We start from the raw sequence: 7,776 nt of genomic DNA on the forward strand, positions 1-7,776 counted from the left end.
CCGGTACTAATAGGCCGAGGACTTGACCACAAAGCATTTTTGCTCGCGTCCACTATGCGATTCTGAAACAGCAAGCACCGTGTGTGTTTGACAGTTTCATAGTGTTACGGCGGTTATGGCGAAGGGGAAACACCCGGTTACATTCCGAACCCGGAAGTTAAGCTCTTCAGCGCCGATGGTACTGCACCGGGGACGGTGTGGGAGAGTAGGTCGCCGCCGGACAATCTTTATAGGAAAGGCCACCCTTCGGGGTGGCCTTTTCTGTTTTCCGGAACCCTTTCTGTTCCCCTGCCCTGTTCCCTGCCCCCTTTCAGTCGGTGTTTTTCCTGCGGACCCTTTTTCCACCGCCCCTTTTCCGGGGACTTGCCTTCCCACGCCGGACGGATGCCTGCCACCGGATTCCGTCCCTCTGTGCGGCCGGCAGGAACTCTACACCCGGTCGGCTACGTTCTTCAGACGTGGAGTTTTCCGGAGAGCACAGTCACCGCACGCCCGCTCAGCTCGACCCGGTCACCCCGCACCGTCGTGTGGATCACACCGCCCCGCTGGGAGAGCTGGGCACCGACCAGGGAGGCCGAGCCGAGCTTGCCCGTCCAGTAGGGGGCCAGGGCGCAGTGGGCGGAACCGGTCACGGGGTCCTCGTTGACACCGACTCTGGGAGCGAAGAATCGGGAGACGTAGTCGGCACCGGGGCTCGACGCGGGAGCCGTCACGATGACTCCTCGGGCGTCCACCTTCTCCAGCGCGAGGAAGTCAGGGGAGACGGCGCGAACGGTCTCCTCGGAGTCGACCTCCACCAGATAGTCCCAGACGTTCTTGCCGACCCAGAGAGGCTCGACCCCCAGTGCCGCCGCCAGACCGTCCGGCGCGCTCACCGCCTCCAGCGCCTTCGCCGGGAAGTCCATGCTGATTAGACCCGTTCCGTCCCTGGTCACGGACAGAATCCCGCTCTTCGTTGAGAACTCAAGGGTTTCCGGGGGTGATCCTGTGGAATACAGGACATGTGCCGCGGCCAAGGTGGCGTGTCCGCACAGGGCCACCTCGACCACCGGTGTGAACCAACGGAGTGAATACGGCTCGCCGTCTTCCCCTTCAAGCACGAAGGCCGTCTCGGAGTGCCTCATCTCCGCTGCGATGGACTGCATCCAGACATCCGGAACCGGATTGTCGAGCAAGCAGACCCCCGCAGGGTTACCCTTGGAAAATTGGTCGGTAAATGAATCGACCGTATAGATACGCATGAAGTAATTTTAACTGAACGACAATATTCGGCTGAAAGCGGGTATGAGGGCCAGGCAAACCAGTGCGCTAGCCGTACAAAGTGGTAATAAGCGTTGGGCGTGTCGCGCGGCGAACTTCTGGTCGTCGGTTACCGTCCAAGGTGTAGGACAAGCCGGCTGCGGCGTGGTCCTGAGGAAAGGACGAGCCGATGGGGGCAGTGCGCAAGGTGGCGACCTACCTTGGCCTGGGTGGAGCAGAGGATTACGACGAGTCCTATGACTACGAGGACGAAGTCGAGGGTGAGGGCGAGGACTGGCAGCCCGCTTCGGAGCGTGCGGCCAAGCGCTGGCGTTCGATGAGCGAGCCCTCTCGGATCGTGATGCTGACGCCCAGGAAGTACAACGACGCTCCGATCATCGGACGGCACTTCCGTGACGGCCAGACGGTCATCATGGACGTCAACGTCATGAGCACGGCTGAGGCCACCCGCATGGTCGACTTCGCCGCAGGTCTGGCCTACGGCTGCGAGGGCCGCATCGAGCGCATCGCGGAGAAGGTCTTCCTGCTGGCTCCGGCCGAGGTGGAGATCACCACCGGCTGATCCCACGGTGACCGGAACGACAGGAATGATTGGAACGTGCCTTCCGGCGTTCTCGTCCTTCCCGGACCCGGGGTCCCCGTGTCCTCCAGTCTCGGTGTTCCCTTACTTCCTGAGCCCGAGGCCCCCGTGGGGGGCCCTCACCTCCTGGGCTCGGTGTTTCCCTGCCTCCCGGGCCCGGGGTCACCGTGTCCTCCGGAGCTGGGATTCCCCTGCTTCCCAGACCCCGGCGTCCCCTCTTCCCCGGCCTGGTGTCCCCGCGTTGCCCGGTCACGAGGTTTCCGTGCTTCCCGGGCCCGGCAGCCTCCAGCTACCCCGCGCGGGGGCCCCGGCGGAGCACGCGGACCAGTTCGGCCAGGTCTGAGGTGGCGGTCTGGGCGCGCTTCTCGCTCTCCCGCGCGTATTCGTGCAGGGCCCACACGGCACCCTCAGCCAGCTCGCGCAGCTCGGAGAGCTGTGCTGTGACGTATTCGGCGTCTGCCTGCTCGCGTCTGCGGCGGCGCCAGAGCTGGTGGCCCCCCGCTGCGAGCAGGGCCACCGCGAGTGCTGTGAGCGGCAGCGTCACCGGGGTGACGAGCGCGGCCACCAGAGCCGCCACGCCGAGGGCGAGCAGCGCGTAGGCGGGCCAGGGCCGGCCGCGGACGGGCACCCCTTCGACGGTGATGCGCTTTTCGGCGGCGGCCAGCGATTCGGCGTCCGGGCCATCCGGCCGGAGCACCACGTGGTGCCCCAGCAGCGGCATGGTGACCGACTGCGGCGGATCGACCTGGGTGGCCTGGACGAGGCGCTCGGCGGCGGTCCGCACGATCGGCGCGGCCATGTGCAGCGCGATGGCGGCGAGATGCGGGTCGGAGCCGGGCTGCAGGTCGCCGAGCAGGTGCCCGGCGAGTGAGTTCATCGGCCCCTCGGGGCCACCTGAGCCGATCAGATGGCGCAGCACCGTCAGCGGCTCGCCCTCGGTCCACACGGCGGCGGGCTTGCTCGCGCGGTTGGCCAGCTTTCCGCCGGTCCCCTCCCGGGTCGAGGTGATCTCGATGCAGCGGCCGAGCAGGCGGGTCAGCTGGTCGGCGGCCTGGACGGGCTCGGCCAGCTCGGGGAGCTCGGCGAGCTGGGGGAAGTCGACCAGGGACGGCGGCACCACCATCGACGGCTCGTGCGGGGTCAGCGCGCTCAGCCAGCGGTCGGGCTCGACCTCCGAGGGGGTGGCCACCGCGTCGAGCTTGCGGAGCACGAAGATCTTGCCCGCGGGGCCGTACGCTCCCCTGGCGGCGGCGAGCCAGAGCGCACGCTGGCCGTGGGTCACCGGACGGTCAACGGCCATCTCGCCGAAGGCGATGCCCAGCCAGGAGGCATGGATCTGGTCGCCCTGACCGGAGACGGCCAGAGCCAGGCAGAGGAAGAGCGCGGTCCGCTGCCCGTCGAGCTGGGCGGCGCGGCCGAGGGGTTCGAGTGCGTCTTCGCCGCGCATGAGCAGGACGAGAGCCTCGACTGCCGGGGCCAGCCAGTGGTCGGTCGTGTCCGGGAATCGCGGCGGCGTCATGGAGAGGGCCGCGTCGGCGGCCAGATTCGCCAGGAGTGCCTCGGCGTAGCGGTGCAGCTCCGTCCCGACGTGGGAACTCGCGGTCAGGTCGGTGCTCAAGGCAGAGAACTCTCCGAAGTTGTGACCGGTGACCGCGCCAGCGTAGTGCGCCTCGGTCATCCCCGTCGGGAGGCGCGCCGAACCCAACTTTGCCGGATGATCGCCTCAATTTGGTGAATCAAGGCGATCATCCGGTGGATGACTCACATGCGCTCGGGAACCGGGACGCCGAGTAGGTCCAGGCCGGTCTCCAGGACGCGCAGGGTGAGCGCGCACAGGGCGAGCCGCGAGGCGCGCGTGGCCGGGTCGACGTCGTCCTTCAGGACGGGGCAGTTCTCGTAGAAGGTGGTGAAGATGCTCGCGGTCTCGAACAGGTAGGCGGCGAGCTTGTGCGGCGCGGAGCCTTCGGCCACCTCGTTCACGACGGAGCCGAACCCGAGCACCTGCAGGGCCAGGGCGCGCTCGGCCGGGTGGCCGAGCAGGATCGGGCCGGTCGCCGTGGCCGGGGCCATGCCTGCCTTGCGGAAGATGGAGCGGATCCGGGCCGTGGCGTACTGGAGGTAGGGGCCGGTGTTGCCGGTCAGGGCGAGCATGCGGTCGAAGTCGAAGACGTATTCGCTGTCGTGGCTGACCGACAGGTCGGCGTACTTGACCGCGCCCATGCCGACGGCATGCCCGATCTCGGCGCGCGCGGCGTCGTCGTAGTCGCGGCCGGCGAGCACGGCGGCGGCGCGGGTCTCCGCCTCGTCCAGCAGGTCCAGCAGCTTGATGGACTCGCCGCTGCGGGTCTTGAACATCTTGCCGTCGCTGCCCAGCACGCTGCCGATCTGGACGTGCTCGGCCCTGACGTGGTCGGGCAGCCAGCCGGCCATCCTGGCGGAGGCGAACAGCATCGACATGTGCAGGGCCTGGGTCGCCCCGATCACGTAGAGGATCCGGTCGACCTTGAGGTCCTGGACGCGGTAGTGGATGGTAGCCATGTCGGTGGTGGCGTAGCCGTACCCGCCGTCGCTCTTGCGGATCATGAACGGCAGCGGCTGGTCCTCGCGGCCGGTGAAACCGGGCGGGAAGATGCAGAGCGCGCCGTCGCTGACGACGGCGACGCCGCGTTCCTGGAGCTCGTCGCAGACCCGGGCGAGCATGTGGTTGTACATGCTCTCACCGGCGATGTCGTCGTCGGTGAGCGTCACGCCGAGCTGGCTGTAGACCTTGTTGAAATAGCGGACCGTGGCGTCCATGAAGATGTGCCACAGGCGCATGGTCTCCGGCTCTTCGGCCTGGAGGGTCACCACCCGCGTGCGGGCGCGCTGGTTGAACTCCGGGTCGGAGTCGAACTTGGCGCGGGCCGCCTGGTAGTAGGCGTTGCCCTCGCCGGCCTCGAGCTGGGCGACGGCGGTCGCCTCGCCGATGTCCAGCAGGTGCTCGATGAGCATGCCGAACGGGGTGCCCCAGTCGCCCAGGTGGTTCTGCCGGATGACCTTGTTGCCCAGGTGCTCGTGCACGCGGGCCAGGGCGTCGCCGACGATGGTCGTGCGCAGGTGGCCGACGTGCATCTCCTTGGCCGCGTTGGGCGCGGAGTAGTCGATCACGATGGTCTGCGGCGGGGTGGTCTGGGCGACGCCGCTGCGCGGGTCGGCCATGATCTCGGCGGTCTGCTCGGCGATCCAGTCGTCGGAGAGCGTGATGTTCAGGAAACCGGGACCGCTGACCTCGACGGTGCCGGGGAAGGCGTCGCCCTGCGCGCCTTCGGCGCGGCCGGAGAGGCGATCGGCGATCTTTTGGGCGACTTCCCGCGGGGCTCGTCGCAGTCGCTTGCTCAGGCTCATCGCCACGTTCGCCTGGTAGTCGGCGAACTGGGAGGGACGGATCAGCGGGTCTGCGTCGGCGTAATCCGTACCGAAGGCGGCGGCCAGCGCCTGCTGGACGCGCTCGGTGAGGATGAGCTGCGGGTCGGTCATGACTCAAGGGTATCGTTTGACCGGCCCTGACCCGGCGATATATCGGGTGATCGCATGATCTTGAAAACGATCGTCAGTGCGACCGCGCCGGCCACGCCGAACCCGGCCGCGACGAGGTCGTTGCTCAGGTCGCCGAGGGCGAGCGCGAAGAAGTCCCGGGTGAACGGTGTGGCGAGGGCGAGCGCGAACAGTACGGCCATGGAGGTCACCAGCACGACGCGCCACCATACGTACGGTCCGGCGATCAGGACCAGCACCCACCACGTGGTCATGAACAACGTGATCACCGCTGAGGTGCGGTTCTCCTCCAGGGTGGAGGAGCCGGCTTGGGCGGCCCAGTACGACAGGTAGACGGCGACCGCGCAGATGACTCCGGCGGGGATCGCCAGCCGGAGCACGCGGGGCACGAAGCCGGTCCTGGCCCGCTCGTTGCTCGGTGCGAGTGCGAGAAAGAACGCCGGGATGCCGATCGTCAGCGCGTTGACCAGGGTGGAGTGCCGGGGGGCGAACGGGAAGGCGAGCCCGACGACCCCGGTGAGCAGGGACAGGACGATGGCGTAGAAGGTCTTGGTGAGGAAGAGACTGGAGACGCGCTCGATGTTGGCCAGGACCCGGCGGCCCTCCGCCACCACCGAGGGCAGGCCGGTGAAGTTGTCGTCCATCAGCACGATCTGGGCGACCGATCGGGCGGCGCCGCTGCCCGAGCCCATCGCCACGCCGAGGTCGGCGTCCTTGAGCGCGAGCACGTCGTTGACGCCGTCGCCAGTCATCGCGACCGTGTGACCGCGTGACTGGAGGGCGCCGACGAACGAGCGTTTCTGGTGCGGGGTGACCCGGCCGAAGACGGTGTTGGCGTCCAGGATCTCCGCCAGCTTCTCGGGATCGTTCTCCGGCAGGGTGCGGGCGTCCACCGCGTGTTCCCCGCCGGGTACGCCGAGGGAGAGGGCGATGGCCGAGACCGACTCGGGGTTGTCGCCAGAGATGATCTTTATGGTGACGCCCTGCTCGGCGAAGTATCCGAGGGTGGCGGCCGCCTCGGGGCGGATCCGCTGCTTGAGGGCGATGACGGCCGCCGCCTCGACGGGGCCGAGGTCGTCGGGGTCGCGCAGTGACGCGACCCGGACCAGGGCGAGCACGCGGAGGCCGGTGGCGGCCGTCTCCTCGGCCTCGCCGTACTCCGGGGTGTCCGGGGTGAGCAGGACGTCGGCGGCGCCGAGCACCCAGGCGCCCTGCCCGGCGAACTCCGCCCCGCTCCATTTGCGGGCCGAGGAGAAGGGCACCTTGAGGTCGGGGCGCCAGCCGGGAGGGTCGGGGTATGCGGACTGGACGGTCCGGGCGGTGGGGTTGGGGTCCGGGTCCAGGTGGGCCAGCGCGCCGAGGGCCTCGTCGACGGGCAGGTCGTCGCGGAGCGGGCGTACCCGGTCGAGGCTCATGCCGCCCGCGGTGAGCGTGCCGGTCTTGTCCAGGCAGAGCACGTCCACCCGGGCCAGCACCTCGATGGCGGGCAGCTCCTGGACCAGGCAGCGGCGCTTGCCCAGCCGGATCACCCCGACGGCGAAGGCGATGCTGGTCATCAGGACCAGGCCTTCGGGGATCATGGTGACGATGCCCGCCACCGCGCCGGTGATGGCCTGGCCGAAGTCGCTCGTCCTGCTGACCTGGCTCCAGATGAGCAGCGTGCCGATCGGCACGATCAACCAGGTGATGTATTTGATGAACCGGTTGATGCCGGCGCGCAGCTCCGAGTGGGACAGGTTGAACTTGCTGGCCTCGTCGGCGAGCCTGGCCGCGTAGGCGGCGCCGCCCACCCTGGTCGCGACGTACGAACCGGCGCCGGCGACGACGAAGCTGCCGGAGAGCACCTGGTCGCCGGGGCGCTTGTGGACGGGGTCGGCCTCGCCGGTGAGCAGGGACTCGTCCACCTCCAGCCCGTCGGCGTCCGCCACCCGGCCGTCGACCTGGAGCTGGTCGCCGGAGGCGAGCAGGATGAGGTCGCCGAGCACGATCTGTCTGGGCGGGATCGGGGTGTCGGCGCCGTCCCGGCGGACCTTGACGGGGGCCTCGTTGACGACGGCGAGGTGGTCCAGGGTGCGTTTGGCGCGGAGCTCCTGGACGATGCCGATCGCCGAGTTGGCCACGATCACCGCGCCGAAGAGCCCGTCCTGCCACTGCCCGAAGACCATGATCAGAATCCACAGGACGGCGATCACCGCGTTGAACAGGGTGAGGACGTTGGCCCGGATGATCGCCGGAAGCGATCTGCTCGACCTGCGCCGGACCACGTTGACCTGGTCGCGCGCCACCCGTTCGGCGACCTCCGCAGTGGTCAGCCCCCGCTCCGCCGGCTGCTCCACGCGGCCCCCCGAGATTCGTGTGGGTCCTCCCCACATTACGCGGGCGGCCGCCGGGGGCGGTGGGCC

Annotated in this window: 5 protein-coding genes and 1 rRNA gene; 2 read left to right on the forward strand and 4 right to left on the reverse strand. The window is 68.7% G+C overall.

The genetic code is table 11. From position 1 onward, the window contains the following. The first annotated feature begins 105 nt into the window (after positions 1 to 105). Positions 106 to 222: ribosomal RNA gene (gene rrf, locus CA984_RS41075) — 5S ribosomal RNA — on the forward strand. A gap of 230 nt (positions 223 to 452) precedes the next feature. Here rrf and CA984_RS41080 read toward each other — a convergent pair. Continuing rightward, complete coding sequence (locus CA984_RS41080) at positions 453 to 1,241, reverse strand: PhzF family phenazine biosynthesis protein (protein WP_086578747.1); 789 nt, start codon at positions 1,239 to 1,241, stop codon at positions 453 to 455. A gap of 188 nt (positions 1,242 to 1,429) precedes the next feature. Between CA984_RS41080 and CA984_RS41085 the strand changes: the two genes are divergently transcribed. Beyond that, complete coding sequence (locus CA984_RS41085; protein WP_012895305.1) at positions 1,430 to 1,822, forward strand: cell division protein SepF; 393 nt, start codon at positions 1,430 to 1,432, stop codon at positions 1,820 to 1,822. Positions 1,823 to 2,129: 307 nt separating this feature from the next. On the opposite strand, the gene CA984_RS41090 is transcribed toward CA984_RS41085, so the two are convergent. From CA984_RS41090 to CA984_RS41100, 3 genes are all read right to left on the reverse strand, one after another. Then, complete coding sequence (locus CA984_RS41090; protein ID WP_242676459.1) at positions 2,130 to 3,458, reverse strand: hypothetical protein; 1,329 nt, start codon at positions 3,456 to 3,458, stop codon at positions 2,130 to 2,132. A gap of 143 nt (positions 3,459 to 3,601) precedes the next feature. Beyond that, positions 3,602 to 5,356 carry an arginine--tRNA ligase gene (argS, locus tag CA984_RS41095; protein WP_086578748.1) on the reverse strand — a complete coding sequence of 585 codons (1,755 nt, stop codon included), beginning with the start codon at positions 5,354 to 5,356 and terminating at the stop codon, positions 3,602 to 3,604. Then, positions 5,353 to 7,746, reverse strand: coding sequence for an HAD-IC family P-type ATPase (locus CA984_RS41100; protein WP_086578749.1), 2,394 nt, complete (start codon positions 7,744 to 7,746; stop codon positions 5,353 to 5,355). The genes argS and CA984_RS41100 overlap by 4 nt, the downstream gene beginning before the upstream one ends. Between the last annotated feature and the right edge of the window lie 30 nt (positions 7,747 to 7,776).

This window comes from Streptosporangium minutum (assembly GCF_002149035.1).
In the GTDB taxonomy this organism is placed as follows: Bacteria; Actinomycetota; Actinomycetes; order Streptosporangiales; family Streptosporangiaceae; genus Streptosporangium; species Streptosporangium minutum.

Excerpts from the sequence above, each read along its gene's own strand:
- CA984_RS41080 (WP_086578747.1), bottom strand. The coding sequence starts at position 1,241 with ATGCGTATCTATACGGTCGATTCATTTACCGACCAATTTTCCAAGGGT.
- CA984_RS41085 (WP_012895305.1), top strand. The coding sequence starts at position 1,430 with ATGGGGGCAGTGCGCAAGGTGGCGACCTACCTTGGCCTGGGTGGAGCA.
- argS (WP_086578748.1), bottom strand. The coding sequence starts at position 5,356 with ATGACCGACCCGCAGCTCATCCTCACCGAGCGCGTCCAGCAGGCGCTG.
- CA984_RS41100 (WP_086578749.1), bottom strand. The coding sequence starts at position 7,746 with ATGTGGGGAGGACCCACACGAATCTCGGGGGGCCGCGTGGAGCAGCCG.